This is a genomic window from Candidatus Accumulibacter contiguus (assembly GCF_036625285.1).
Taxonomy (GTDB): domain Bacteria; phylum Pseudomonadota; class Gammaproteobacteria; order Burkholderiales; family Rhodocyclaceae; genus Accumulibacter; species Accumulibacter contiguus.
This window is the reverse complement of record NZ_JAZKUC010000001.1, coordinates 867,514-892,656: the sequence shown is the minus strand read 5'-3', so window position 1 is coordinate 892,656 and position 25,143 is coordinate 867,514. Positions and strand designations below refer to the sequence as shown.

At 61.9% G+C, this 25,143-nt stretch carries 24 protein-coding genes; 13 read left to right on the top strand and 11 right to left on the bottom strand.

Annotation, left to right across the window (positions count from 1 at the left end):
- Positions 1-39 precede the first annotated feature (39 nt).
- The 3 genes from V5B59_RS04255 to V5B59_RS04245 all read right to left on the bottom strand — a co-directional run bounded on the left by V5B59_RS04255 (position 40) and on the right by V5B59_RS04245 (position 2,306).
- Positions 40-1,128: an ADP-ribosylglycohydrolase family protein gene (locus tag V5B59_RS04255; protein ID WP_169071787.1), complete on the bottom strand. Its 1,089-nt coding sequence runs from the start codon at positions 1,126-1,128 to the stop codon at positions 40-42.
- Between the two features lie 5 nt (positions 1,129-1,133).
- Positions 1,134-1,754: a hypothetical protein gene (locus V5B59_RS04250; protein WP_408612954.1), complete on the bottom strand. Its 621-nt coding sequence runs from the start codon at positions 1,752-1,754 to the stop codon at positions 1,134-1,136.
- A 222-nt stretch (positions 1,755-1,976) separates the two neighbouring features.
- Entirely contained in the window at positions 1,977-2,306 is a 330-nt protein-coding gene (locus tag V5B59_RS04245) for a hypothetical protein (RefSeq protein ID WP_332351615.1), read from the bottom strand.
- A gap of 254 nt (positions 2,307-2,560) precedes the next feature.
- Here V5B59_RS04245 and V5B59_RS04240 point away from each other — a divergent pair, with 254 nt between their 5' ends.
- Positions 2,561-2,854 (top strand): hypothetical protein, encoded by a 294-nt coding sequence (locus tag V5B59_RS04240; RefSeq protein WP_332351614.1) that lies wholly within the window; start codon positions 2,561-2,563, stop codon positions 2,852-2,854.
- A gap of 70 nt (positions 2,855-2,924) precedes the next feature.
- Here V5B59_RS04240 and V5B59_RS04235 read toward each other — a convergent pair whose 3' ends face one another.
- The 5 genes from V5B59_RS04235 to V5B59_RS04215 form a co-directional block, all read right to left on the bottom strand.
- Entirely contained in the window at positions 2,925-3,101 is a 177-nt protein-coding gene (locus V5B59_RS04235; RefSeq protein WP_332351613.1) for a CRISPR-associated ring nuclease, read from the bottom strand.
- A 144-nt stretch (positions 3,102-3,245) separates the two neighbouring features.
- The gene (locus tag V5B59_RS04230) at positions 3,246-3,527 is read right to left on the bottom strand and encodes a hypothetical protein (protein WP_332351612.1); all 282 of its coding nucleotides are present in this window, start codon (positions 3,525-3,527) and stop codon (positions 3,246-3,248) included.
- 42 nt (positions 3,528-3,569) lie between these two features.
- Positions 3,570-3,803 (bottom strand): hypothetical protein, encoded by a 234-nt coding sequence (locus V5B59_RS04225; RefSeq protein WP_169071786.1) that lies wholly within the window; start codon positions 3,801-3,803, stop codon positions 3,570-3,572.
- Positions 3,804-4,261: 458 nt separating this feature from the next.
- Positions 4,262-4,822, bottom strand: coding sequence for a VPLPA-CTERM sorting domain-containing protein (locus tag V5B59_RS04220; protein WP_169071785.1), 561 nt, complete (start codon positions 4,820-4,822; stop codon positions 4,262-4,264).
- A gap of 710 nt (positions 4,823-5,532) precedes the next feature.
- Complete coding sequence (locus V5B59_RS04215) at positions 5,533-8,490, bottom strand: bifunctional diguanylate cyclase/phosphodiesterase (RefSeq protein ID WP_332351611.1); 2,958 nt, start codon at positions 8,488-8,490, stop codon at positions 5,533-5,535.
- Between the two features lie 272 nt (positions 8,491-8,762).
- On the opposite strand from V5B59_RS04215, the gene V5B59_RS04210 reads away from it, so the two are divergent.
- Together V5B59_RS04210 and V5B59_RS04205 are read left to right on the top strand one after the other, a co-directional pair.
- Complete coding sequence (locus V5B59_RS04210) at positions 8,763-10,928, top strand: 3'-5' exonuclease (RefSeq protein WP_169071794.1); 2,166 nt, start codon at positions 8,763-8,765, stop codon at positions 10,926-10,928.
- A 276-nt stretch (positions 10,929-11,204) separates the two neighbouring features.
- Positions 11,205-11,399 (top strand): twin transmembrane helix small protein, encoded by a 195-nt coding sequence (locus V5B59_RS04205; protein ID WP_169071783.1) that lies wholly within the window; start codon positions 11,205-11,207, stop codon positions 11,397-11,399.
- Positions 11,400-11,477: 78 nt separating this feature from the next.
- On the opposite strand, the gene V5B59_RS04200 is transcribed toward V5B59_RS04205, so the two are convergent.
- Positions 11,478-12,449, bottom strand: coding sequence for a transposase (locus tag V5B59_RS04200; RefSeq protein WP_332351565.1), 972 nt, complete (start codon positions 12,447-12,449; stop codon positions 11,478-11,480).
- Positions 12,450-13,068: 619 nt separating this feature from the next.
- Between V5B59_RS04200 and V5B59_RS04195 the strand changes: the two genes are divergently transcribed.
- The 7 genes from V5B59_RS04195 (at position 13,069) to V5B59_RS04165 (ending at position 18,738) form a co-directional block, all read left to right on the top strand.
- Positions 13,069-13,704: a DUF1345 domain-containing protein gene (locus V5B59_RS04195; protein ID WP_332351610.1), complete on the top strand. Its 636-nt coding sequence runs from the start codon at positions 13,069-13,071 to the stop codon at positions 13,702-13,704.
- A gap of 132 nt (positions 13,705-13,836) precedes the next feature.
- Complete coding sequence (locus V5B59_RS04190) at positions 13,837-14,274, top strand: amine oxidase (RefSeq protein ID WP_288130463.1); 438 nt, start codon at positions 13,837-13,839, stop codon at positions 14,272-14,274.
- A gap of 149 nt (positions 14,275-14,423) precedes the next feature.
- Entirely contained in the window at positions 14,424-14,693 is a 270-nt protein-coding gene (locus tag V5B59_RS04185; protein WP_034910365.1) for a metal-sensing transcriptional repressor, read from the top strand.
- A 9-nt stretch (positions 14,694-14,702) separates the two neighbouring features.
- A complete protein-coding gene (locus tag V5B59_RS04180) occupies positions 14,703-15,812 on the top strand; it encodes a nickel/cobalt efflux protein RcnA (protein WP_034910363.1) in 1,110 nt (369 codons plus the stop codon).
- 236 nt (positions 15,813-16,048) lie between these two features.
- On the top strand, positions 16,049-17,152 hold the full coding sequence (gene aroC / locus V5B59_RS04175; RefSeq protein WP_169071691.1) for a chorismate synthase: 1,104 nt from the start codon (positions 16,049-16,051) through the stop codon (positions 17,150-17,152).
- Positions 17,153-17,231: 79 nt separating this feature from the next.
- Entirely contained in the window at positions 17,232-17,483 is a 252-nt protein-coding gene (locus V5B59_RS04170) for a YdcH family protein (protein ID WP_034919620.1), read from the top strand.
- A 46-nt stretch (positions 17,484-17,529) separates the two neighbouring features.
- Positions 17,530-18,738, top strand: coding sequence for an MFS transporter (locus V5B59_RS04165; protein ID WP_169071690.1), 1,209 nt, complete (start codon positions 17,530-17,532; stop codon positions 18,736-18,738).
- A gap of 62 nt (positions 18,739-18,800) precedes the next feature.
- Here the strand turns inward: V5B59_RS04165 and V5B59_RS04160 are convergent, their stop codons facing one another.
- Together V5B59_RS04160 and V5B59_RS04155 are read right to left on the bottom strand one after the other, a co-directional pair.
- Positions 18,801-19,436, bottom strand: a complete 636-nt coding sequence (locus V5B59_RS04160; RefSeq protein WP_248595035.1) for a DUF4824 family protein — start codon at positions 19,434-19,436, stop codon at positions 18,801-18,803.
- 5 nt (positions 19,437-19,441) lie between these two features.
- Positions 19,442-21,097 (bottom strand): methyl-accepting chemotaxis protein, encoded by a 1,656-nt coding sequence (locus tag V5B59_RS04155; protein ID WP_034919625.1) that lies wholly within the window; start codon positions 21,095-21,097, stop codon positions 19,442-19,444.
- 177 nt (positions 21,098-21,274) lie between these two features.
- On the opposite strand from V5B59_RS04155, the gene V5B59_RS04150 reads away from it, so the two are divergent.
- From V5B59_RS04150 to glcF, 3 genes are read left to right on the top strand one after another with little or no spacing between them, the layout of a single operon-like run.
- Positions 21,275-22,789, top strand: coding sequence for an FAD-linked oxidase C-terminal domain-containing protein (locus tag V5B59_RS04150; RefSeq protein ID WP_169071688.1), 1,515 nt, complete (start codon positions 21,275-21,277; stop codon positions 22,787-22,789).
- Positions 22,789-23,856 (top strand): glycolate oxidase subunit GlcE, encoded by a 1,068-nt coding sequence (gene glcE / locus V5B59_RS04145; RefSeq protein WP_169071687.1) that lies wholly within the window; start codon positions 22,789-22,791, stop codon positions 23,854-23,856. Before V5B59_RS04150 ends, glcE begins: the two co-directional genes overlap by 1 nt.
- A gap of 13 nt (positions 23,857-23,869) precedes the next feature.
- On the top strand, positions 23,870-25,123 hold the full coding sequence (gene glcF, locus V5B59_RS04140) for a glycolate oxidase subunit GlcF (protein WP_169071686.1): 1,254 nt from the start codon (positions 23,870-23,872) through the stop codon (positions 25,121-25,123).
- Positions 25,124-25,143: the final 20 nt, after the last annotated feature.

Below are 25,143 nucleotides of genomic sequence, written 5' to 3'. Positions count from 1 at the left end.
CCGATAAAACCGTGCAAGGCCGATCCCCGCCCCTGCGGCTCAATACGGTGGCAGCAGGCGGCGCAGGCCGTGCATCAGGACCAGCGCAAAGAAGAAGACATTGCGCAGCAGCAGGCCGGGAAGGTTCAGCGCGAGCGGTGTGGCCAGGGCTTGCGGCGTGCGAGTCCGGGCGAGTCGTTCGCCGAGCAGGGTGAGCCACTGGAGCGTGCGCGGCCATTCGACGAGGCCATCGAGCAAATGCGCGGGGAACCTGTCGGGGCCGATGCGGGCGCCGACCAGGGCGCCGACGATGGCGGCCACGCTGTCGGTGTCGCCGCCGCAGACGATCGCGGCCGTGAGCGCTGCCTGCATCTCCTCGGGATGCGACAGCCAGGCATGCAGCGCCACCGGCACGCTGTGCAGCATGTAACCGCTGACGCCCTGGCCGCAGCCGATGTGGGCGGCGAAGGCCGGCGTCGTCTCGCCCTGGTGCACGCTTTGCGCCGCACGGCGGATCAGCGCGGCCAGTTCGCGCCCCTCGGGGGCAAGAGCTGTCGCCAGTTCCTCCCCCACCCGCAGCGCGGCGGGGGGATCGGCTCTGGTCGCGCGCTGAGCGGCCAGAGCCACCGCCAGGGCGCCTTGCTCGGCAAGCGGGTCGGTGTGCGTGATGCGGGTCGAGGCCCGGATCAGTTGGCGCAGGTACGGCGAATCGTTGCCCGCGAAGATGCCGATGATCGGTGCGCGCATGGCCGGTCCATTGCCTGCGGAATACACGCCGGCGGTCTCGGCCGACCAGCCGAGCCAGAGCTTGATGATGGCGCGGCCGGTGGCCAGCCCGACGCCGGCCGGCAGCCCCAGCAGCCAGAAGCGCAGCCGCCGGGCGAGATCGCCGGCGAAGACTCGGGCGGCGTGGTCGGGGTGGCTGGCGCTGGCGGTCAGCAAGGCCTGCGCCGTCATGCAGGCGTGCTCGGTATCGTCGGAACACAGGCCGCGACCGAAGAGCAGGTGGTAGCGCGTGCTGTCCGGATAGATGCGGGCCAGCCGCCGCTTCGACAGTCCTTCGCCGGCCAGTCCCAGTGCATCGCCGACGGCGGTGCCGAGCAGGCAGCCGACGGCGGCATGGCGTAGCGCGGTATCGGGGCTGATCATGACCGTCAGGGGAAAAGATGCTTGCGCAGCGTTTTCAGTGCGGCGCGCAGTTCGTTTTCGTCGTCGAGCGTGCGTACGACCTGGTCGTTGCGCGGGCGGACGCCGTGCGCGAGGCCGTTGCGCAGGTATTCGAGCTGCGCCACCGCGGGCTTTTCGCTTCTTGCGACGGCGTAGGCATCCTTCCGCTTTTTGAAGTCATTGAAGTCATTGGGATTGCCGGGCCGCTCGAAACAGGCGCGCGTGATGAAAGCTTCGTACAGGAAGGTGGCGGCCCGCAGGTAGTCGCCGCGCTCGCGGTAGGCGTCGGCGAGCGAGAGTTCCCAGTCGTCGCGCTTGGGTCCGCGAAACCAGTCGATGCGTTTCCTGAGCGTTTCGGCGAAGAGACCGCCGAGGGCGCCGGCATGCGCTTCGACCGAGGGAAAGACGCTGCTCAGCGTTTCGCGTGCGCGCACCGGGTTGCTGGTACGTTCGAAATAGGCGGCGCGCGCCAGCAGCTCGGCGCGACCCTTTTCCATGCCGTCGGCGGCGAGCAGCGGCGCGAAGACGCCGTAATCGCCGTCCTTGTCGTAGGTGGCGAGCGCGTCGACCCAGTCGAGCATCGCCAGCAGGCCGCCGAGGCGCAGCACCGGCGTTTCGCCGTCCGGCGGTCATTTCGAGGGCGCCGTAATAGAGTTCCTCGACCTTGACGCCGACGACGCGGCCGAGGTAGCGCGCCGCCACCAGCGCCAGCATCGGCAGGTGGCGAAAGCCGTGCGTGACGTCGATCGAGAGGTGTTCGCCGGGCTGCACGACACTGGCCAGGCGGCGCAGGATCTCGGCCTGTTCGGCGGCGTCGCGCGCGTAGGGGATCAGCAGGCAGTCGACCGGGATGCCGAGTGCGCAGCGAGTTGCAGGCGCGGCAGGTCGAGCAGGCGATCGTCGACCTGCCCGGCCTCGACGGCGCCATCAGTTCGCAGCATGGCGTCGTCGTCGGCGCCCGCGCGCTCGAAGAAGACGTCCCACATGCTGCCGGCGGTGCCGACGAGGACCAGGCGATCGGGTTTGAGGTAATCGGTCAGCGCCAGTGCCGAAGAACGGCACGCTGCGTGCAAAGCCGGCGTCGAAGCGGTAGTTGGCGTCCGGTAGCCGGTCTTGCGGTCGGCGCGGCCTTTGCCGAGAAAGCTGATGAGGGTGCTCATGGTCATGCTCCGGGTGGGAATGGTCACGTCGATCGGCGCTGGTTGCCGGGCAGCGATGCTGGTGGAATGGGGTCGCCTGCCGAGGGTGCCTGTCGTAGCTGACCGCCATACCAGACCGCCGCCGGCAGGCGAGCCGGTAGCGGCGCGGCCGGCTGCCGCCGTCGCTGATCAGGTAGGGCGCGGCAGCGGGGCCGAGTTCGCGCTTGAGAATTTTCTTGAGCTTCGAGAGGTGGGCCGAGAAGTAGCTGCCGTCCATGCCATGGCGCAGGGCGCGTCTCGGTTTTGTCGAGATCGCCGAGCGGGCCGGCGATCCAGCGCAGTTCGACGAGATAGCGCCTTTTCCAGTCGCCATCGGGCACTTCCTTGGCCGGTGCCGGCCAGTGGCGGCTTCGCCGCGCAGCGCGCGCCGGGCGAAGACGCTGAGCAGCGCGAGTTCGGCCGGCGGCAGGAAAAGACTTTGCCGGCGGCCAGGACGCGGCGCGAGCGAGGTCGATCTGCAGTTCGGCGGGGCCAGCGCGCGGCGGGCGGCTTCGACGGTCTCGTTGTAGCTGGCGCGACCGGTCAGCAGCGCTTCGGGCAGGCCGTGGCGCAGGCTGACGAAGGGCAGTTCGGCGAGCGTCACCTGCGCCTGGCGCTGTCGACGAGGCGCCCGCCAGGCAGTTCGAGGACGTGGCTCGATGGCGTCGGGTAGTAGAAGCCGAGGCTCGACTCGAAGGGCGCCGAGACCAGGACGTGCGAGAGCTTGTCCTGCGGGCGGCCGTAGAGCGACAGCGCGTAGCCGAGAAAGAAGCCCATCGTCTTGCGGCCGCCGGCGATCGAGACATGCAGCGCGCAGTCGGGTCGGCGGTGAACTCGCGAATCAGGGCGGTGATGCCGTCGGCGGCGCGGCGGTTGTCTTCGGGCGAGCGGATGTCGTCGAGCGGCCGGCCGTCGGCGTCTTCAAGGACGTGGATGGTGTCGGCGGAAATCGGATACTCGGCAGCGCGTAGTCGCGACAGAGGTGGTGGAACCAGCCCGGTGTCTCCGAGAGCAGCGCAGGCTCGCTTTTTCGGCGCCGCTGCGGGTGGTGATCAGGTGGATCTCGGTGGGCACGAAAGCGGTTCCCGATGGCGCGACGGCGAGCGCGTAGAGCGTCTCGGTGACGATCTGCGGCGACAGGCCGGTGACGGCGACGAGAATGCGACGGGGATAGTCGTTGGGGTTTTCGCTGCTGTGGGGCATGAGTGAGAGGAGGGGAATGCAAGGAGCCGAGAGTCAATATGGCTATAAGCGCGATTTGAGCGTCTGTATTTGCCACTGTTGGCGATATTGACTGGCATTGGCCTCGATCCATGCCAGTGCACGGAGTTCCCGCTCGTCCGATGGAAAGCGCTCTACATACGCTTCGATTTCGGCAACTTGCTGGCGAAGGAATTCCGTATCCGAGAAATCCGGCTTGGAGAAGTGACCGCCAAGACCGGGAAGGAAACGAAGGGTGGGATCATCCGGGATATTCATGTTCTTCACTCCTTGAGGAGAGTGTCTCAGGCAGCGGTTGCCCAGTTGATCCGTTGGCAACTGCCGACCTGGCCTGGTTATTGCAGCGATTTTTATGCTGACCGGCACGAGCCCTATGCCGGCAACCATCATAAACAACTTTAACTTTGCGATCTAACACGATGTACAGTTACGCTATTGTTCTCCACTTCCTGGGGGCGTTGTCAACTCCGATTTGAAGCTGAGCGAGTTTTTTGTGGTGACCGACGTAAAAGTGATACACCTTGGAACTCTGGCACGATGTTGGTGACACTCACACCCCGGTCCCCGGCTTGATGGCCTCTGATGAAACAGAACTACCAAGGTGCGTCGCTGCTTCGATCATCGCCTTCAATGCCCACAGCCAGTCGAAGCACCGAAATGAACGGACCCCAGCGGGTCCGTTCAGGAAGCGCGTGCTGTGTGGGCCGGTCCGACTCCTACGTCTCGCGCCGCCGACGGGTGAGGCCCAACGCCCCGAGGCCCAAGCTCAGCAGCAGAGCCGAAGCCGGTTCGGGCACGTAGATCGCGAAAGCGAAGTTGGTACCGGTGAGAGGATTCCACTGACCGCAATGGGGGCCGCCATCCGGGCAAGGGTTGGTGCCGACGGACTGGACGGCCCACTGGTTCTGGTTACCCACCTCCGGGATGCCATCGCTCGCTGCCCAAGTCCAGTGGTCATCAAGGTTGGCCGCACTGAACCAGTATTGCTGATCCTTTTCGACAACCCACAGCGGATCCTTGAAAGCTGCCCAGTACAGGAAGATTCCATCCCCATCCGGATCCACGCCAGCGCTTTGTACGAAGATCTTGAATCCACCCGTCAACGCCGGGTTGACATCCGGCGCTGCTGGATTTGCATCGTTGTTCAGGTGCAGCGTGAGTTCCCATTGGTCGCTCGTCGCACGGCTGCCATACCACTCAACGCATTCAATCTTGCCACTGGCTGTCGGAATGAAGTCGTCGGCGAGAACGGGCCCGCCAACAATGTGATGTGACACGAAGGGGGTTGGTGTGAGTGCCGGTGGTTGGTCTATGTCCTTGTAGATGGGTCCATATGTGGGACTGCAAGGTCCGGCGGCCGCGGCACCTGAACCCAGCGCTGCCACCAATCCACAAGCGGCCAGCACGCTCCGAAAACTGTTGTCATGATTGGACATTTTCTCGTCTCCCGTCGATAGTGTTTGTCTATATAGACAAAATTACCAAAGCAAATAGCAAGCCAGAAATCGACAATACATCGTAAGCCTCGGAAACTTATGGGTTTTTATAATCGCTCGAGGGGAATTTCGCGGTTCCGGCTGCTGTTTTACGGGCTATCGATCCGGCAAGTGTAAAAAAAGTCGACACCAGTCACCGCGAAGCTTCATGATTCCAGGCGGTTTAACACGCTCCCATGGTTTGTGTTCGGCTGCACTCCTCCAGCAGGTAGGCGACAGAACGATAGGTCCGCCCGCTTTCCGCCGTCAGACCGATTTCACAGGTGCGGTTGCTGGAGACGCCGCTCATGCAGCTCGCTGGCAGTTCGTCGTGAATCTTGCCTAACAAATTGCACACTGAGAAATTGATCGCTCGAAGAATAATCAACACGAATCAACACGAGGCCATCGCCGAAGCCTTGCATCATCGGCTTCGGAGCGAAGAGGAAGAGTCCGGCTGCCAGGCTGCCGCCAGTGGCTGGGACGGCACGGCCATCTCGCCGAGGGCTGGATCAATGCCAGGGCAGCGGGCGCCCCACCGCATAGCCCTGCACATAATCCACCCCCAGCGTCCGGAGTTGCTCGACAATCGCCTGACTATGGACATGCTCGGCAATCGTCTGGATACCCATCAGGTGACCGACCTGGTTGATCGCCGCCACCATGGCGTGGTCGATGGAATCCTCCACCATGTTGCTGACAAAGCTGCCGTCGATCTTCAAATAATCCACAGGAAGGGTTTTCAGGTATCGGAAAGACGATAGCCCGCTGCCGAAGTCATCGAGCGCCAGGCGGCCGCCGTGCTGCTTGATCGCCGCCATGAACTCGATGGCCTGACTGAGGTTATAGATCGCCGCAGTCTCGGTAATCTCAAAACAAACCCGCCCGGGTGGCAGCGAGAATTCGGAAAACTGGGCCAGCACGAAATCCAGCAGGGTATGATCGTTCAGCGAGTTTCCGGACAGGTTAATGGACATTTCCGCAGCCGAGGTGCTGAGCGTTTCCGAGTAGTGGCGAAAGGCGGTCCGGATGACCCAACGGTCGATCGCTCCCATCAGACCGTAACGTTCCGCCGCCGGGATAAAAGCCGCTGGTGCCACCAGTTTGCCGTCGTCATCGCGCATCCGGAGCAGAAGTTCAAAGTGTGTCGACGTGTCGCCGTCCCCTGTCAGGGAGACGATGGGCTGACAATACAGGCAGAATCGCTCCTGCTCCAGCGCATCCCACAGCCCGGCGGCACGCAGTATTTCGCCGTGACGCTGGGCGGATTCGCTGTCCTCGGTCTGGTACACATGCACCTGGTTGCGCCCACGCTCCTTGGCCGTGTAGCAGGCAACATCCGCTTGACTCAAGAGCTGGGCGGTGTTTTCGACGCTGGCCGTGATGGGCGCCAGCCCGATGCTCACTCCGATCTGGAAGCTGCGCCCTGCCCAGGCAAATCGGTAATCGTGGATGGCTGCGACGAGGTCTTCGGCGATCTTACAGGCCTTCTCCAGGGGGCAGTTGTCGAGCAGCAGGCCGAACTCGTCGCCACCCAGCCTGGCCAGGGTATCACGCTCGCGAAACACCCTGGTCAGAACGCCTTTGATCTGTTTGAGCAGTTCATCCCCTGCAGCATGACCGGCCGTGTCATTGACGATCTTGAACTGATCCAGGTCGAGATAACAGAGGGCATGATGGGCGCCGTATTGTTTGGCACTGGCGAGTGCACGGTCCAGCCGTTTTTCGAACTCACGCCGGTTAACCAGCCCGGTGAGGGTGTCGTGCGTCGCTTCATGAGTGATCTGCCGGGTCAGTTGGCGCGTCTCGGTGATGTCGCTGAACACCAGCACGGCGCCGAATACCTCTCCCGTGGGAGCACGGATCGGCGCGGCAGAATCCTGGATCGCATATTCCTGCCCGGATCGACTGAGCAGACAGGTATGGTTCGCCAGCCCGATGATGCGGCCTTCCTGGATACAGCGAGCTACCGGGTCCGATACGAGCTCGCCGGTCTCTTCGTTGGCAATGCAGAATACCCTCGCCAGGGGTTGACCAGCGGCATCCTCCACCGGCCAGCCGGTCAGTTTCTCGGCAATCGGGTTGAGATACTCGACCATGCCGTTGGCGTCGGTAGTGATCACCGCATCGCCAATCGAGTGCAGGGTGACCTGGGCACGTTCCTTTTCCTGCAACAGCAACTGCTCAGCGAGCTTGCGCTCGGTGATGTCCAGGTCGGCCCCTACCGTCCGTACCTTGTGACGTGCCTCACCATCGCCTGCGAAAAACGTCTGCGAGCGTGTGACCAGCCACCGGATCTCGCCATTCGGGCGGATGATCCGATGCTCAACGTCGTACAAGCCATCCCCGGCCGGGTCATGGGCGCGCCGGACAGCCGCTGCGATGAGCTCACCATCCTCGGGATGTACGCTATCGATAAACGCCTGCAGGGTCACCGGTTCATCCATCCCCCAGCCGTGGATCTGCCGTTGCTCCGGAGACCAGTAGATGGTGTCGGTGAAGTGGTCATGATCGAAGATGCCGATCTGGGAAGCACGGACGGCCTGGCGCAATCGCTCTTCGCTGTTCTGCAGTGCATTCTGCACCTGCTTGTGCTCGGTGATGTCCCTTCCCACGCCGACGATCGCCACCACCTGGCCCGTTTCATCCCGCACTGCCTTGTCGGACCAGCCGAACCAGCGCCAGCCCGCTGCGGTCAGGGCGCGTTGCTCGTGATAATCCTGGTAGGGTGGCCGATACAGATCCTCCATGGCCCTGGCCGTTGATTCCAGGTCGTCCTCGTGCACCAGCGGCATGAAGGTCTTGCCCAGCAGTTCCGTTTCGGTCTTGCCAAAGACCTGGCAATAGGATGGGCTGACGAACAAAAAGCGGTTTTCGGGATCCACCTTGACTACCAAGTCCGTCTGATTCTCGACCAGGAGACGATAGTATTCCCTGCTCTCCTGCAAGGCGGCCTCCGCCCGCTTGCGCTCGGTGATGTCGATGTTCAGCCCCAGGATGGCCCGTGTTACGTCCCCGTCCTTAATGGGAGCGACGATGTTACGGATGTATCTCTTTTCGCCGCCGACAGTGAGAAGCACGTCTCCTTCGATGATCTCCCCGGCAAAGGCTCTGCAATTGTTGCTCTTCCAAAGGGCCAACTGTTGCGCATCATCGGTGACTTCTTCAGGATGTTTTCCAATCACATCTCCCCAATTCTTTCGACAGGTGGAGTTTTGCAGAACATAGCGATTCTTGGTATCGATGATGAAAACATCGAAAGGGATGCTTTCGATGGCGGTACGAAACCGCACTTCGCTCTCCCGTAGCGCTGCCTCCGCCCGCTTGCGCTCGGCAAGCTCAACGAGATGTGTCGCGCGCTCTTTCGTCAGGTACTGTCTGGTTCTGATGTTCAGCACCAACAAGACAAGAATCGCCACGCCACCGATCAGCAGATGATTCTGCAACAGACCCTCTAGCAGGATGGACATCATGCTTTGCGCCGCCATCACTGTGACAGCCGAGTACCGACCCCTGTTGCCAGCCCCTGGTGCAGGTCGATCAGCGTGTGGTTGGCGTTTGCATGATGCATTGCAGGATGGGAAATGTAGCGTTACGTTCGCAAGTATTGCTGGCCAAGGTAGCCGCAGTCAATCGAAATGATGATAAGCGGTAGAATAAATAAGGCTAGGCAAGGGAGATCATCAATGTCAGAGTACCCGCAATCATCGAACAGGTTCAGCATATGAACTCGCTGGACTCGATGAACTCGCGCACCCGTTTCCTTCTTGCGGTCGTCATTCTCGGTCTGCTGATGACCGGCCCCTTCGTGATTACGGCGCTGCTGATCTGGGCGAGTGCGCAAGCCGCCGAACAAGCGCTGCTCATCCAGTTGATCATGCCGCACCTGTCTCTCGGCGCGATGATGACCACCTTCGGCTTCGTGGTCGGTTTGCTGGTCATCCACCGCCTGTTTCGCCAGTATGTCCAGGGCTTGCTCAAGATGGCCGAGAACCTGCGCCTGATGCTGTCGGCGAACCGCAATTTCAGGGTTGCGCCGGAAGGGCCGCCGGAAGTCCAGTTGCTGGCGCTGGCGATCAATGACCTGGCGCAACAGCGCGATGGTCTGATGGACGATGTCGATGCCCAGATCGCCGCCGCCAAATCCTCGGTGGAGGAGGAGAAGAACCGTCTGGCGGCGCTGATGTCCGAGCTGGCGCAAGCGGTGGTGGTCTGCAACCTGGATGGCCGCATCCTGCTCTACAACAGCCGTGCCCGACTCCAGTTCCGGGCCCTGGCACAGGGAAGCACAGCCGGAACGGGCGGTGCGCTGATTGGCCTGGGCCGTTCGATCTTCTCGATCCTCGAACGGAATCAGATCGACCACGCGCTCGAGGTGGTTCGTCAGCGTCTGCACAAGAGCGCCGCTGCAGCAATTGCCAACTTCATTACCACGGCGCGTGGCGGGCAACTCCTGCGTGTCCAGATGGTGCCCGTATTGTCTGCCAGAGAGGATTCCCGACAGCGGGTGATGAGCGGCTATGTGCTCACCGTCGAGAACATTACGCGCAGCCTGGAGCAGGAATCCCGCCGGGATCAGGTGCTGCAGTCGCTGACCGATGGCAGCCGTGGCAGTCTGGCCAATATCCGCGTCGCCGTCGGCAACCTGACGGACTATCCGGACATGGAAGCGGAGATACGTGAACGCTTCGTCGGCATCATCAGCGATGAGGTGCTGCGCATGAGCCAGCGTCTCGATCAGACCATGAGCGAGTTTGCTGATTCCCTGAAAACCCGCTGGCCGCTCGAAGATGTGCTGGGGATCGACATCATCGCTGCCGCCCAGCGTCGCATCGAGGAACAATTGAAACTGCCGAGCAAGACCGAGGAAGTTGACGAAGCCTTGTGGCTGCGAGCCGAGAGCTTCTCGCTGGTGTTCTCGATCTGTTTCCTGGCAGCACGCCTGATCGAACATTATCAGATCAAGGAATTACGCTTCCGGCTTCTCCCATTTGGCAAACTGGCCTATCTGGACCTCATCTGGGCCGGGCACGCGATGTCATCGGAGACTTTCTACACCTGGGAAACCGATGCCATGCAGGTGGAACGGGAGAGTTCGCCATTGTCGCTGCGTGATGTCATTGATCGCCATGGCGGCGAGATCTGGTATGAGCGTGAAAAGGCTGCGCATCGGGCTTTTTTCCGTTTTGTCCTGCCGGTGGCCTCCCCGGAGAACATGGCGACTGGAGAGGTGGTCGATGACGGTGATGCGCGCCCGGAGTATTACGACTTCGACCTGTTCCATTATAGCGATCAGAGTGTCGATCTCGACCGGCCGCTAGCAGATCTCAGCTACACCGTTTTTGATACCGAGACCACCGGCCTCGAGCCTGCGGCCGGCGACGAAATCATTCAGATCGGCGCGGTGCGCATTGTCAACGGGCGTCTGTTGCGTCTCGAGATTTTCGACCAGTTGGTGGATCCGGAGCGTTTCGTGCGACCCGAAGGAACCCGCATTCATGGCCTCACCGACGACATGCTGCGTGGGCAGCCGAACATCGACGTGGTTCTACCGGCCTTCCATGATTTCTGCAACGACACCGTACTCGTCGCGCACAATGCGGCTTTCGACATGCGCTTCCTGCAACTGAAGGAAGCGCGTACCGGTGTGGTTTTCAGCCAGCCGGTACTCGATACCTTGCTGCTCTCGGGCGTGCTGCATCCCAACCAGGACTCACACCAGCTCGACAGCATCGCCGAACGCCTGGGAATCGCCATCGACGGCCGCCACAGCGGACTCGGCGACGCCTGCGCCACCGGCGAAGTGTTCCTGAAGATGCTGCCCTTGCTCGCCCAGATGGGGATCGTGACGTTGCGGCAAGCGCTTGAGGCTGCCGAGAAAACCTACTTTGCGCGTGTCAAATACTGAGGGCTGACTGCGGCTGCCGTAGCCAGCGGCACTGTAATGTGAAAGTCGCGCCAGCGACTCACGAATCCTGCCCTCGCCCGCAAGCGGGAGAGAGAAACGGCCATGACTTTCATGCTCGGGGGTGCCTGGAAAAGTCATGATCGTTCGGATGTGGCTTTGCATTTCCTGTTCGCGTTTCCTATCCTTCTTGGTGAATGCAATGTTTCAAGGCAGAGACTGCTGCCACTACTGACGCGATAACCCGTCGCGGTTCAGTCAAAAGAAAGGAGAAACGCGATGAAACTGCTCACCATCCTGATTTTTCTGGCCATGGCTGCCACGGCCGTATCCTTGATCCTCGGTTTCTACTCCATGGAACGTGGTGGAGAGTACGACCGGACTCATAGTACCCGCTACATGATCATGCGGGTCGGTTTTCAGGGGCTGACGCTGCTCCTGCTGTTGGTCGCGCTGTACTTCGCCGGGCCTTAATGTAAAAGTCGCGTCAGCGACTCACGAATCTCCCCGCTCCACTTGCGGGAGAGCAACTGTGTTCCCAGTCAAGCTTTTTTAGGCGCATTTTGCATGCTCTGGATTCCACGGAATACCCGATTTGACTATGGCGTTCATGATCGTCAGCATCTTGTGCATGCAAGCGACCAGCGCGACTTTTTTGAGTTTTCCGTTAGCAAGCAAACGTTCATAAAAGGTCTTGATGACGGGGTTGTAACGTATGGCACTTAAGGCCGCCATGTATAAAGCGGTACGGACCGTCGCTCGACCACCCCAGGTGATGCGCTTACCCTTGTGGCGACCACTGTCCGCGTTTAATGGAGCGACTCCGACCAACTTGCCAATCTGCGCATGGGTGAGTTGGCCCAACTCAGGCAATGCCCCCATCAGACTCGCTTGCGTACACGGTCCGACCCCTTTGAAGCCTTTGAACAAAGCGAGCTTCTCGGCAAAATGCTCTTTCAGCATGCCAGCCATGCTTTTATCAACCGCCACGATCTGTCGATCCAGTATTTTGAGGACTGCCTTGATGCTCTTGTGTTGCGAACCATGGCTCAGGGCCAATCGGTTTCCTTCCGCCACGCGCATGCCAATGAGCTGGTTGTGGCGTACAAGCAAGGCTTCCAACGCCTCCTGGTTGGCATCGGGCAGTTTCATCAACAGCCGTTCCCGCTGCGCCGATTGGTGCAGTGTCCGCGCAAAGTGCGACAGGACTCGCGCATCAATGGCGTCCGTCTTGGAAAGGTATCCCATGGATTTGGCAAAGTCTCGCGCCTGCCTCGGATTGACCACCATCACCGGCAGCCCGGCCGCACAGAGTGCCGCCGCCACCTGGCGCTCGAAGCCTCCCGTGGCCTCCAATACGATCGCCCCAATCTCCTCAGAACGTGGAACGAGCTCTTTGACCAACGCCGCTATATCAGCGTCAGCATTGGCAATGCATTGGGTTTTTGATTGGTCGTCTAAAGCGATCTCCAGCGTGTCTTTGGAAACGTCAATACCCACAAACGTTGATTCAGAAGCGTTCATCTATAGCCATCCTTGCAAATACGTGGTCACGGCTTTCCGGCACGTGCCAACCAGCAACTGTTCGGTATTCAGACAAACGGCTGACAATGCACGCCAAGTGCTCTCCCACGGGCTTGATGTCCCAGAGGGGCGTCGGGCTGTGCGTCGCCTTCCGAACTCGTTTCCACCACACCTCCGTGGCACTCTACGACCTAAACCTTGGGGCTCTGCCCCAAACCCCGCACTCGCCGTGAGGCAGCGGCCGGGGATGATCAACCCCTCCCCAGCCCCTGCCTCAAGTGTACTTGGCTTACAGGATGTCAAGAGGCTTTCGCGGCATAAACGCAAGAGAAAAATACCTCTCTCGCATTTATTCCACGGTCCTCTTGACACCCTTCCAGCCATGACTTCATCTCCTCTCTTGAACGAACGAAAAACCACAAAACGAAGCATACAAGGGGTCGGGGGAGAGGGAAACGGTCAGGGCTTTGATCATCCGGGGTGTCTCACAAAGCCATGACCGTTAGGCTGAGCATTGCCGAGAGCGTACGCCGTCGGCCTACCCGGTTCAAGGTAAAATCGGCGCATGGTGGACAACCTTTCCTCTCCCCCAGTACGGCCCAAGCTGCTGCGAGTGGTCATGGCACGGCCGAGACTTTGCGTGTGCACGCTGATCGGTTTGCTGACCCCATGCCTGCTGCCGCAGGGACTTGCGTTGCCGGACATCACCCGCTGGATCATCGGCTGGAATGTCGGCGTCTGCCTCTATTTTCTGTTTGCGGCACACATGATGTTCCAGTCGACGCACGAAAAGATACGCATCCGGGCGCTGCAGCAGGATGAAGGGCGAATCGTGGTGCTGGCCCTGGTGGTCAGCGCGGCGATCATCGGCCTCGGTGCGATTATCGTCCAGCTCGGCGTCGCCCGGAAATCCGAAGGAACGCTGCGCTATGTGCACGAGTCGCTGGCGGTGCTGACGCTGGTGTCCTGCTGGGCCTTTACGCAGGTCATGTTTGCGCTGCACTACGCGCATGACTATTACGCCGCTGAAATGCGAGGCAATCCCGGCGGATTGGATTTTCCTGGCACGCATTCGCCCGATTACGCGGACTTCCTGTATTTTTCCTGCATCATCGGCACTTCCGGACAAACCGCCGATATCAGCTTCTGCAGCCGGTCCATGCGGCGAACCGGTCTGGTGCACTGCGTCCTGGCTTACTTCTTCAATACCACGCTGTTGGCGCTGACCATCAATATCGCTTCCGGGCTGCTCTGAAACCCCCAGGTCACAGAGCGATACACGGTCTTACACTGCTCATGACATCTCCTGCTTGCTGCGGGCGTTATTCGGCACAAGGCGCTGCACTATCGCAGTACCCGAAAACCAAACCACTCAAGGAGATGCAAAATGAACAAGACCCTGATCGCTCTGATGCTTGCCGCTGGCGTCGCTTCCACTTCCTTTGCGCAGGGGAGCGCGCCTGCCGCTGCCACCCCCGCCGCCGTTCCGGCGACCAAAGTGACGGCCTCGGCGGCTGCAGACAAGAAAGTCGAAGCACCGAAGGCCGTTGAGCCGGTAAAGGCTGAAGCCGTCAAGATTGCCCACCCGACGACGGCCCCGGCGGCTGCAGACAAGAAGGTCGAGGCGCCGAAAGCCGTTGAGCCGGTAAAGGCTGAAGCCGTCAAGATTGCCCACCCGACGATGGCCGCTGCCGGCACGGCCACAGGCGTAGAGCACGCAGCCCAGACTCCGAAGCAAGCTCAGAAGAAGGTGGTCAAGACCGACACCAAGACCGAAGCCAAAGTGGCAAGCAAGACCGAGGCGCCGGCGCCGGTCAGCAAGTAAGCCCTCCATCGGCTGACTCGAACCCCCAGGCTGTTACCTGGGGGTTTTTTATTGTCATAATCATGATTGACGCACCTGGGCTAGCCTGAATAAAGCGCAGAAACGTCACCGGATGTGTTATCCTGTCCCCCAGGATAGGATATAGAGCCATGACGACACACACCTCACACCCCGAAATCATCAAGCGGCTCAAGCGGGCCGAAGGCCACCTCAGGAGCATCATCGGCATGCTCGAAGGGGAGCGTAGCTGCCTGGACATTGCACAACAGCTCCAGGCGGTCGAGAGCGCGATCGGCAGTGCCAAGAAAACCCTGGTTCATGACCACATCGACCATTGCCTTGAACACGCGGTACGCGAAGGCAGCCAAAGCGCCGACGACACCATCCGCGAGTTCAAAGCCATTACCAAGTACCTGTAAGGAAACCCCGTGACCGAGTTTTCTGCGCTGCTGCAGCAGGGCAATGCCTGGCTGTTCGTTCCCAGCGCCATCTTGCTCGGGGCGCTGCATGGTCTCGAACCCGGCCATTCCAAGACCATGATGGCGGCCTTCATCGTCGCGATTCGCGGCACGCTTACCCAAGCCGTTCTGCTCGGGCTGTCGGCAACGATTTCTCATACCGCCGTGGTGTGGGCGGTGGCGATGGCGGGCCTGTACTTCGGGCGTCACTGGAATGCCGAGGTGACCGAATCCTACTTCCAGGTGGCGTCCGCCGTACTCATCGTCGGCGTTGCGCTGTGGATGATGTGGCGGACCTGGCGGCAACAGCACGCGGCGCACGACCATGAACACGACCACCATCATGACGAGAGCCGGTACATCGATACCGGCCACGGGGTCGTTCGGCTGGAAGTGTTTGAAGAGGGTGTGCCGCCGCGCTTCCGGTTGTTCACCGAGAGCCGGCACGGTCAGGTCTGGGCAGCCGACCAGGTGAGGGTCGAGACGGAACGCGCCGACGGCAGTCGCCAGGCCTTCACCTTCGTGCAGCGCGACGGCTTCGTCGAGTCCGAGCAGGAGATTCCGGAGCCGCACGAATTCGTCGCCCGGCTTCGCCTGGGGCACGCGCAACACAGCCACGACTATGATGTCGAGTACGTCGAGCACGACCACCATCAGCATACGATCCAGGACTACGAGGGATTGGATGTCTCCGCACCGGGCTATCAGGACCCGCACGAACTGGCCCACGCCAACGACATTCGCCGCCGCTTCGCCAACCGGGAAGTGACGACCGGCCAGATCATCGTCTTTGGCCTGACCGGCGGGCTGATTCCTTGTCCCGCCTCGATCACCGTGCTGTTGCTGTGCCTGCAACTGAAAGAGGTCGCACTCGGGGCGGCCCTGGTTCTGTGCTTCAGCATCGGCTTGGCACTGACGATGGTGGCGTCAGGCGCCCTGGCGGCCTTGAGCGTGAAACAAATTTCCACGCGCTGGAGCGGCTTCGGGGAGTTTGCCCGCAAAGCACCCTACTTCTCGGGTATGCTGATCCTGCTGGTCGGCTTCTATGTCGGTTATCAAGGACTGCACGCTCTACCCTAGCGGCCCCCTCGGCTGCCACCCTTGTCCCAGTTATAACGCGCCGTTCTTTGCCAGCGGGTCTGTGGTTGGGGCAGGGCCTTGCCGGCAACGGGCTGCGGCGTAGCCCTTTTCGGGGTGGCTTTGGCATGGGGTCGGTCAGGATGTGTCGGCTTGGCGGTCATCAGGACGAGCTCGAAGAGGGTGGGTAGCGCTATGGTAGACTGCTGCTGTTCCATTTTAACGCTCAAGAGGCCGCCATGTCCGGTAACACCATCGGCACCCTGTTTGCCGTGACTTCATTTGGTGAGTCACACGGGCCGGCGATCGGCTGCGTGGTCGATGGCTGCCCGCCGGGACTTTCGATCAGCGAGGCCGACATTCAGGCCGAACTCGATCGCCGCAAGCCGGGAACTTCGCGGCATGTGACGCAGCGGCGCGAGCCCGATACCGTAGAGATTCTGTCGGGAGTTTTCGCCGGTCGGAGCACGGGCGCGCCGATTGCCCTTCTGATCCGCAATCAGGATCAGCGCAGCAAGGACTACGGCAACCTTGCCGAGACCTTCCGTCCGGGACACGCCGACTATGTGTACACGCAGAAGTACGGCTTTCGCGACCATCGTGGCGGCGGTCGCTCCTCGGCGCGCGAGACGGCGGTTCGCGTTGCCGCCGGAGCGATCGCCCGCAAGTGGCTGGCGGAGCGTTACGGTGTCCGCATCCGCGGCTGGATGAGCCAGCTCGGTCCGATCGAGATTCCCTTTGTCGCCATTGCCGAGATCGATGGCAATCCCTTTTTCGCCCCGAACGCGGCCATCGTCCCGCAGCTCGAGGACTACATGGATCTGTTGCGCAAATCCGGCGATTCGGTGGGAGCGAAGATCACGGTCACGGCAACCGGTGTTCCCCCGGGCTGGGGGGAACCCGTCTATGGTCGGCTCGATGCCGAGATCGCCTACGCGATGATGGGCATCAATGCGGTCAAGGGGGTCGAGATTGGCGCCGGTTTTGCCAGCGTGTCCCAGAAGGGCAGCGAACATGGTGACGAGATGACGCCGCAGGGCTTTCTCGGCAACCATGCCGGCGGCGTTCTCGGCGGTATCTCCAGCGGCCAGGATCTGGTCGTCCATCTGGCAATCAAGCCGACCTCGAGCATTCGTCTGCCGCGTCGCTCGGTGACTCTCGATGGCCAGCCGGCGGTGGTGGCAACGCATGGCCGACACGACCCCTGCGTGGGCATCCGCGCGACGCCGATTGCCGAGGCCATGCTGGCTCTGGTGTTGATCGATCAGGCCCTGCGGCATCGCGCCCAGTGCGCCGATGTGGTCTGCGCGACCCCCGTGATTCCGGCGCATCCGTTGGGGTGACGGGCAGACCTGGCAATGGGTATAATCTCGTTGTCCGGTCGCGCATGGGGCGGGCCGGGACTAGCCAGGGGCGATGATCATGCAAGTTGAGCACCACGACCTTCACCATGAGTTTCCCGAGTATTTGGATTACATCCACTCGCTGAAAAACGCGAGCGAGCAGTTTGGCCACCTGTATGACGAGTACCATCAACTGACCAGAGAAGTCGAGCGGCTAGAAGAAGAAGACCTGCCGGTTGACGATTTCACGATCGAGAACATGAAGAAGCACCGTGTTTGGCTCAAGGACCAGATGTACCGAATGCTGGTCGCGCACAAGAACGGCGACTGATCCGATCCAAGCCGGTGTCGTCGAATGCATCCGGTAGAATTGCCGGATGCATGATCTTCCCTATTGGCGTCTTTCCGGCTACTACTTTTTCTATTTCGCCTTCATCGGCGCGTTTTCGCCGTATTTCGGGCTCTATCTCCAGTCGCTGTCTTTTTCGGCCTGGGACATCGGCCTGCTGATGTCGCAAATGCAGCTGATGCGCCTGTGCGCGCCGTATCTCTGGGGCGCACTCGCGGATCGTCTGGGGCAGCGGGTGCGAATCGTCCGTCTTGCGGCCCTGCTCAGCCTGCTCGGGTTTTCGGCCTTTTTTGCCGTGCACAGCTTCGCGGCGATGCTCGTTGCCATGGCGGTCCTGGCCTTCTTCTGGAGTGCCGCGCTGCCACTGGTCGAAACCGTGACTTTCGACCATCTGCGCGACGAGCCGGGCCGTTACAGCCGCATCCGCGTATGGGGATCGGTCGGCTTCATTGTCGCGGTCATGGGAACCGGTGCGCTGCTGGACAGCACCTCCTTGTCGATGCTGCTGTGGGTGATCATCGGCACGCTGGTCGGCATTCTGGTCTACGCGCTCCTGGTTCCCGAGGTGGCATCGCACGGATCGGCAGACGCGCCGGTACCGGTGGCCACGATCCTCCGCCAGGCGCGTGTTCGGGCACTGTTTGCCGCGTGCTTTCTGATGTCGGCGGCGCACGGCGCGCTCTACGTGTTCTACTCGATCCACCTCGCCGCTCATCACTACAGCAAGTTCCTGGTCGGTTGCCTGTGGTCGCTCGGCGTACTGGCCGAAATCGGTGTTTTCCTTTGCATGGCGGCCGTGCTGCACCGCCTGGGCCTGCGGGTCATTCTGCTCATCAGTTTTGCTGCGGCGGTGCTGCGTTTCCTGATGATCGGCTGGGGCGTCGAATGGCTGTTGGTGGTCGTCCTCGCGCAGATCCTGCACGGGCTGACCTTCGGAGCCTATCATGCTGCAGCGATTGCCGCGGTCAATCGCTGGTTTCCCGGACGCTGCCAGGCGCGCGGCCAAGCGCTGTATTCGAGCATCTCTTTTGGTGCCGGCGGCCTGCTCGGCAGTCTGCTCAGCGGCTGGACCTGGGAGCGCCTGGGTGCCGGGCTGACCTATACCTTGAGTTCGGCGTTTGCTGCCGCCGGCCTGTTCTGCGTGTTGTTCTGGGTGAAAAGGAGCGATCTCGACGAGGTCGGCGAGAAAAGCTCCTTGCTATCCGTTCGGCAAAACCATGGCCGGTCTTGCCCGTGATGTCTGGTCGCAAGCGCGGACGATCGGCTGTTCCACGTCGGGCGAAATCATCGGCGGCGGCGTCAGGGTGCCGGGAGACTTGGCGAGGTTCGGGAATCGGCTGGCAAGGACGACAGACTCTCGATCCACGGTTCGAGGCGCTGGCCGATGACGATCTGCACCTGGTAGCGGGGCGTCCGTTCAGCGGGTGCCGGGCGGCCAATGTCGCGCAGCGGTTCGAGCAGCGGACGCAGCGCAAAGGGCACATTGATCTGGCCGATGGTGATTTTGTCGAGGTAGCCTGCCAGATGGTGCTGTTCGTCGTGCTGGCGAACGATCGGTCGTACCGTGCCGCGCAGGATCAGGTGGCGGCTGCGGTCGGGGTAGCGGGCGCGTAAGGCGTCGCTGTCGAGGCCGGCGTCAATGGCGAAGAGGCGGCTGGCATGCGCTTCTTCGAGAGCCAGGCCGTCACGGTATGAGAGAATGTTTGCAGGAGATACCCGAATGCATGGTCTGCAAAGCGCATCTGCCAGCCCTTGCTGGCGTCCATCGGTGCTGGTCTGCGTGCTTCTGGCCACGGCCTGTGGCCAACCACCGTCGGCGACCGTCGCGCCGGCGGATGGACGGCGGCACTTCACCGGCACCTGGTCGGCGACGGGCTCCCGCCAGACGCTGTACCTCGAATGGCTTTGATGATCAGGGGTGCCTGCTACAGCCATGACCATTAGACCTGGAAACGACCGACCAACTCGTGCATCTCGGTCGCCAGGCGCTTCATTTCCGCCGAGGCGCCTGTCGCTTCGCCCGTTGCAGCCGTATTTTCCTCGCTCATCGACGCGATCCTTTCGACCTGCTGGGCAATCAGCTCGCTGGCAGCGCTTTGCTCCTTGAGCGCGTTGGCGATGTCCGACGAAACGTCAACGACGCGGATCGCTCCATCGCGAATCTGGACGATGGATTTGCCTGCCTGACGAGCCCCTTCGGCATTGCTGTTCACCTGCCCCACCACCTGCCGCATATCGGCCAATGCGCGCTGTGTCTCTTCCTGGATCGCGCCAATGACCACGGAAATCTCCTTCGTTGCGGTCGTTGTCCGCTCCGCAAGTTTGCGCACTTCGTCGGCCACGACCGCGAAACCGCGTCCCTGCTCGCCAGCCCGAGCGGCTTCAATGGCGGCATTGAGCGCCAGCAGGTTGGTCTGATCGGCAATTTCCTTGATCACGTCGGTAGTGCTGCCGATCTGGTCCGTACGCTTTCCCAGTCCTTCCAGGGTGTGCGAGGCACTCTGCACGGTCTCGGCCATGGCCACCATGTCGCAGACGGTCTTCTCGATCACCTGCCCACCGCTCACGGCCGTAGCCAGGGACTGCCGCGCGATTTCCTGGGCGGTGGCAGAGGAATCGGCGACATGGGTGATGCTGACCGACATCTCTTCCACTGTCGCCGCGATCGATGACGTGGCATCGTTCTGTTGCCCGGTTGCCGCTGCCAGATGCCCGACCGACTGTGCCAGTGCAACGGAAGCGCCAGCGACATGGTCGCCGGTGTCCCGCATGCGCCTGACCACTGCCTGAAACTCGTCGAGCAGCGAATTCACACTCGATGCCACCTGCGCCATCTCGCTCTTTCCGGAAATCGGGATACGGCGGCTGAGGTCAAGCGTTTCCCTGATCTCTGCGGTGGTTTCCTGGACACTGGCCATCTGCCCCGAGATCTGTCGCACCGTGACTACCACCACCGCGCCGGACAGGATGAAGGCGATTGCCATCAATGCGATCAGCAGCTTGCGTGCGGATGCCAGCGACGCTTCCGAGGCGATCAACTGATGCTCAAGATGATCGATTTCGCTTTTTTCGAAAGTGGCCACCACCTTGGCGATGCCTTCCGTGGTCGCTCTGTCCCGGCCCTTGACCGCGACATCGACTTTCTTGCCAGCCTCCGGATCGCTCTTGTCAAAACTGCCGAGCGCCGCCTTGTAGGTGGCGCCGAGGGTCGCGTGATCCTGGATGAGCTTGTCGAGATCGGCGATCAGCCCTGCCTTCGCCGGATTGCTCTTGAGTGCGTCGAGCGTGGTTTTCAGCCGCTCCTGAACGACCTTTTCTCTCTCCAGGAACGCCTTTTCATATCGGGAAAATTCCTGTTCCTGGTTACCGCGGATGAGAATGTTTTTCCATTCCTGCACCTGCGTCTTGAATGCGACTGCGGCGGTCTGGATGTCGATCAGGGTTCCGATGCCCTGGCGTATGTCGACCAGGTCAGCCCGTAGCTGGGTGTTGAAGCGGGATAACTCGAAAATACCGACGCCGCTGGCGATGACCATGCTGCCGACGGCAATCAGACCGAGTATCAGGACTCGGGCCTTGATCGTGAAATTGTGCATGCAGACCCTGTTTCCGTTGGAAATGGCTGATCGGGCCGCAATGTCATCACGCTTGCAGGCCTTTGACAAGCGTTTTTCAGGTGCAGTGCGCCAGAGGCGGGGAAAGTGTTGCATTGCGAGATTGCATCGGCAGCGCTTTCGTGTATTCTGAGGTCATCAATGATCCGAGGAGGCAGGATGCGCATGCCGGTGACTACCTTGCAGGACTCTACCGCCGATCGACCGTTCACCGTTGACCGGTCGCTGCTGATCCAGCGCCTGCGCGAGGTGCTGCCGGCACAGGCGCTGCTGTTCGAGGAAGAAGACCTGCGGCCATATGATTGCGATGGTCTCACCGCTTTTCGGCAGTTGCCGCTGCTGGTCACGTTGCCGGAGGACGAAGCGCAGGTGCAGGCGATTCTCCGGATCTGTCATGAACTGCGCGCGCCGGTGGTGGCGCGGGGTGCCGCCACGGGTCTGTCGGGTGGCGCCACACCGCATGCGGACGGCGTGCTGGTCGCGCTCGCCAAGCTCAAGAAGATCATCAGCGTCGACCCCGTGTCGCGGACTGCGGTGGTCCAGCCCGGTGTGCGCAATCTGGCGGTGTCCGAGGCAGCGGCGCCCTACGGTCTCTATTATGCCCCCGACCCCTCGTCGCAGATCGCCTGCACGATCGGTGGCAATGTCGCCGAGAACTCGGGGGGCGTGCATTGTCTGAAATATGGACTGACCGTCCATAATGTGCTGCGCGTGCGCGGCCTGAGCATTGAAGGCGAAATCGTCGAGTTCGGCAACGCGGCCCTCGATGCGCCTGGTTACGACCTGCTGGCGCTGCTCAACGGTTCGGAAGGTCTGCTGGCGCTGATCACCGAGGTCACCGTCAAGCTGACCCCCAAGCCCGAACTGGCACAGGTGGTGATCGCCTCGTTCGCCGACGTGCGCCGGGCTGGCGACGCGGTCGCCAGCATCATTGCCGCCGGCATCATTCCGGCCGGCCTCGAAATGATGGACAGGAGAGCCATTCTGGCTGTCGAACCCTACGCCAACGCCGGTTACGACATGGATGCCGAAGCGATCCTGCTCTGCGAGTCGGACGGCACGCCCGAAGAAGTCGCCGAGGAAATCGGGCGGATGACGGCGGTGCTCGAAAAGAGCGGTGCTGCCGGGATTCGCGTCTCGCAGAATGAAGCCGAGCGGCTCAAGTTCTGGGCCGGGCGCAAGGCGGCGTTTCCGGCGGTCGGTCGCCTGACCCCCGACTATCTGTGCATGGATGGCACGATTCCGAGGAAGCATCTGGCCGATATGCTCGAAGCGATCGCCGCTCTTTCCGGGAAATACTCGCTGCGTTGTGCCAACGTCTTTCACGCCGGCGACGGCAATCTGCACCCGCTGATCATGTACGACGCCAACCAGCCGGGAGAACTCGAGCGGGCGACAGCCTTTGGTGCCGAGATCCTCGAACTGTCGGTACATTTCGGTGGCACCATCACCGGTGAACATGGGGTGGGCATCGAGAAAATCGATCTCATGGCCGAGCAGTTCACGCTCGCCGAGATCGGCGCTTTCCATCGCCTCAAGGCGGCTTTCGACGAGCATGGCCTGCTCAATCCCGGCAAGGGCGTGCCGACGCTGGCACGCTGCCGGGAATACACGCTGGCGCGCGGCGGCGGCGAGCAGAATTCAATGAACTCGATGAACTCTTCGAGGCAGTGATGGATCCCTGGATCGAAAACTGGACAGCGCGCATCAACGACGCTGCCGGCAGTGCTGGCCAGCTGGCGATTCGTGGTGGCGGCAGCAAGACCTTTTACGGTGGACGGGAACAAGGCGAGAGGCTCGACGTCGGCGCCTATCGAGGGATCGTCGCTTACGAACCGACCGAACTGGTGGTCAGCGCGCGCGCCGGCACGCCGCTCGTCGAATTGACCGCAACGCTCGCCGAAAAGGGACAATGGCTGGCTTTCGAGCCGCCGCATTTCGCGCCGACTGCAACCGTCGGCGGCATGCTCGCCAGCGGTCTGTCGGGTCCGCGCCGGCAGGCGGTCGGTGCCGTCCGTGATTTCGTTCTCGGCGTCAAGCTGTTGAATGGCCTGGGTGAGGTGCTCTCCTTCGGCGGCCAGGTGATGAAGAATGTCGCCGGTTACGATGTCTCGCGGCTGCTGGCCGGCAGCCTGGGAACGCTCGGCGTGCTGCTCGAGGTGTCGTTGAAGGTGCTGCCGCTGCCGGTGGCCGAGAGGAGCCTGCGTTTTGCGATCGACGAGGCGACCGCGCTGCAGAAACTCAATCAGTGGGGCGGGCGACCCTTGCCGATTTCGGCGTCTGCCTGGCACGACGGGATTCTGACGCTGCGCCTGTCGGGTGCCGTGGCGGCGGTCGCTGCCGCAGAGCGCCTGCTCGCCGGTGAGTTAATGGATGCTGCCGAGGCGGAAGCCTATTGGCGATCACTGCGCGAGCAGACGCACGCCTTTTTTGCCGGCGACGCGCCGCTGTGGCGTCTCTCGCTCCCGTCGGTGGCGCCGCCGCAGGGGTTCGGAGCGACGCTGATCGAATGGGGCGGCGCGCAGCGCTGGCTGCGTGCCGGCGACGCGCGTGCGCTACGTTCGGCAGCGGCAAAAGCCGGTGGGCACGCAACGCTGTTCCGGGGTGATGACGCCTTGAAGGCCGCGGTCGGTGTTTTCCAGCCCTTGCCCGCGCCGCTGGCGCAAATTCACCGCAATCTCAAGCACGCCTTCGACCCGCAGGGGGTCTTCAACCCCGGCCGAATGTACCCGGATTTCTGAAAGTTCGCCAAGCATGCAAACCCATCTGGCCGATTTCATCAAGGACACGCCGGCCGGGCGTGAGGCGGACGCGATTCTGCGTAGCTGCGTGCACTGCGGCTTCTGCAATGCCACCTGTCCCACTTTCCAGTTGCTCGGGGACGAGCTCGACGGGCCACGCGGCCGCATCTATCTGATCAAGGAGATGCTCGAAGGGCAGCCGGTGACCGCAAGGACGCAGCTCCACCTCGATCGTTGTCTGACCTGCCGGGCCTGCGAGAGCACCTGCCCATCGGGGGTCAACTACCACCGCCTGTACGAGATCGGACGCGCCGTCATGGAGCAGCGCGTGCCGCGTTCGCTGGCTGCGCGGGCGACGCGTTCGCTGCTTCGCGAAGCGCTGCCGCGCCGCTGGATATTCAAGCCGGCGGTTCGCATCGGCCAACTGCTGCGGCCGCTGCTGCCAGACATGCTCGCCGAAAAGGTGCCGATGCCTGCTGGCGCTCGCATCGGTGCCTGGCCACGGCCGGCTGCACACGCGCGCCGGATGGTTGCGCTGGCCGGTTGCATGCAGCCGACGCTGGCGCCCAATACCAATGCGGCGACCGCACGCGTCCTCGACCGGCTCGGCATCGAATTGATCGAGGTGGCAGGAGCCGCCTGTTGCGGTGCCTTGCGCTACCACATCGATGCCCAGGAACAAGCCCTCGACGACATGCGGCGTGTCATCGATGCCTGGTGGCCAGAACTCGAGAGTGGGCGCGTCGAGGGATTCGTGATGACCGCATCGGGTTGTGGCGGGCATGTGCGCGAGTACGCTGCACTGCTCAAACACGACCCGGCCTACGCCGACAAGGCGGCCAGGATTGCGGCGATGACGCGTGATGTCTCCGAGGTGCTCGCCGCCGAGCAGCCTCGCCTGCTCGAGTTGCTGCGCGCAGCCAGTGTCGGTGTCGGCGAGCGGGTGGCCTTTCACTCGCCCTGCACCCTGCAGCATGCACAGAAGATTCGCGGGGTCGTCGAAGCGCTGTTGACTGCCGCTGGCTACCAGCTTTCGCCGGTCGCCGATGCGCACCTGTGCTGCGGTTCTGCGGGCACCTATTCGATTACGCAGCCGGTTCTCGCCAGGCAGTTGCGAGACCATAAGCTGGCGGCGCTCCATGCCGGTTCGCCGGATCTGCTGGTCACGGCCAATGTCGGCTGCCAGATGCATCTGCAAAGCGGCAGCACGCTGCCGGTGCAGCACTGGATCGAACTGATCGACGAGCGTTTGCGCGCCGCTTCCTGAAGCGTACAGACCACACACGT